We start from the raw sequence: 1,594 nt of genomic DNA on the forward strand, positions 1-1,594 counted from the left end.
CACCAAGTCCGCCCGCCCCCGCAGCGTACGCCCCGGTCCCTCGGGGTTCACCCGATCGGGTCTGTACGCACCCGCCACACCTGCCGGTGTGTACAGTTCCGGCATGGAGACGTATCCACTCGTGGAAGCCCGTAACCAGCTCGGCCAGCTTGTCGGCCGGGTGCGCCACGGCCATGAGCACATCGTGATCAGCGAGTACGGCAGGCCGGCTGCCGCGCTGATCCCGATAGAGGAGCTGGAGGAGCTGCGGCGGCTGAGGGACGCCGCGGACATCGCCGAAGCCGCCGCCCGCGAAGCTGCCCCCACAGGCCCGTCGATGGCCCACGACGACTTCATGGCCGAGCTGGAAGCCGAAGACCTGCGGGCAGCCGCCTCATGAGCCACACCGTGGTGTGGCAGCACCAAGCCATGGCGGAGTTCCGCAGGCTCCGGGCGATCGACCCGGTCGGCGCGAAGGAGTGCGCGGCCTCCGTGCGGGCTCTCGCCGACGACCCCTCTCCGTCGGCGGCCCGCGCGCTGGGGAACTCCGGCTACTGGCGCCTCTCCGCCGGAAACTGGCGAGTGCTCTACAGCCCGGACGGCGACACCGTCACCGTGCACGTCCTCAAGGTGGGCCGCGTCAGCTGACCCAGGCGCCTGACCAAGTCGCCTGGCACGGCGGCGCGGCGCGCCCTACGACCCCAGGATCGTCGTCAGGAACTCCCCCGTCCACGCCAGCAGTTCCCGTCCCACCACCGGTTTGCCGCCGATCTTGCCCGTGGTCGGGCGGGGGACCAGGATCTGGTGGGCCGTTGGTTTGATGACCGTGCGGGGGTGGAGGCGCTTCAGGCGGAGTTGCTGGGACTCGCGCAGCTCCACCGGGGCGAAGCGGATGTTCGGGCCCTGGAGGACGATCTCGGCCACGCCGCAGGCGCGGGCGAGCATCCGGAGGCCTGCCACCAGGAGGAGGTTCTCGACCGGCTCGGGGAGCTTGCCGTAGCGGTCGGTGAGTTCCTCGCGGACCGCCGTGATGTCCGCCTCCGTGTTCGCCGAGGCGATCGCCCGGTACGCCTGGAGCCGCAGCCGTTCGCCCGGCGCGTAGTCGTGCGGGACGTGCGCGTCGACCGGAAGCTCGATCTTGACCTCCAGCGGCGGCTCCTCCTCCACCGAGCCGTCCACGGACGCCCGGTAGTCGGCGACCGCCTCCCCCACCATCCGTACGTACAGGTCGAAGCCGACGCCCGCGATGTGCCCGGACTGCTCGCCGCCGAGCAGATTGCCCGCGCCGCGGATCTCCAGGTCCTTCATCGCCACATACATGCCCGCGCCCATCTCCGTGTGCTGGGCGATCGTCGCGAGCCGTTCGTGCGCCGTCTCGGTCAGCGGCTTCTCCGGCGGATACAGGAAGTACGAATACCCCCGCTCCCGCCCCCGCCCCACCCGGCCACGCAGCTGATGGAGCTGTGACAGACCGAAGTTGTCACCGCGCTCCACGATCAGCGTATTGGCGTTCGAGATGTCGATGCCCGACTCGACGATCGTCGTGGAGACCAGCACATCGAACTTCTTCCCCCAGAAGTCGACCACCACCTGCTCCAGCACGCTCTCCGACATC

General features: G+C 69.9%; 3 protein-coding genes. 2 read left to right on the forward strand and 1 reads right to left on the reverse strand.

Features of this window, described 5'->3' with window-relative positions; genetic code table 11:
- The first annotated feature begins 103 nt into the window (after positions 1-103).
- Together WH07_RS35945 and WH07_RS35950 are read left to right on the forward strand one after the other, a co-directional pair.
- Positions 104-379, forward strand: a complete 276-nt coding sequence (locus tag WH07_RS35945; RefSeq protein WP_046509518.1) for a type II toxin-antitoxin system Phd/YefM family antitoxin — start codon at positions 104-106, stop codon at positions 377-379.
- A complete protein-coding gene (locus WH07_RS35950) occupies positions 376-627 on the forward strand; it encodes a type II toxin-antitoxin system RelE family toxin (protein WP_079023836.1) in 252 nt (83 codons plus the stop codon). The genes WH07_RS35945 and WH07_RS35950 overlap by 4 nt, the downstream gene beginning before the upstream one ends.
- A gap of 45 nt (positions 628-672) precedes the next feature.
- Here WH07_RS35950 and WH07_RS35955 read toward each other — a convergent pair.
- Positions 673-1,594 (reverse strand): TRCF domain-containing protein (locus WH07_RS35955; protein WP_046509516.1); only part of this gene is annotated, 922 nt, incomplete at its 5' end.

This window comes from Streptomyces odonnellii (assembly GCF_000981895.1).
GTDB lineage: Bacteria > Actinomycetota > Actinomycetes > Streptomycetales > Streptomycetaceae > Streptomyces > Streptomyces odonnellii.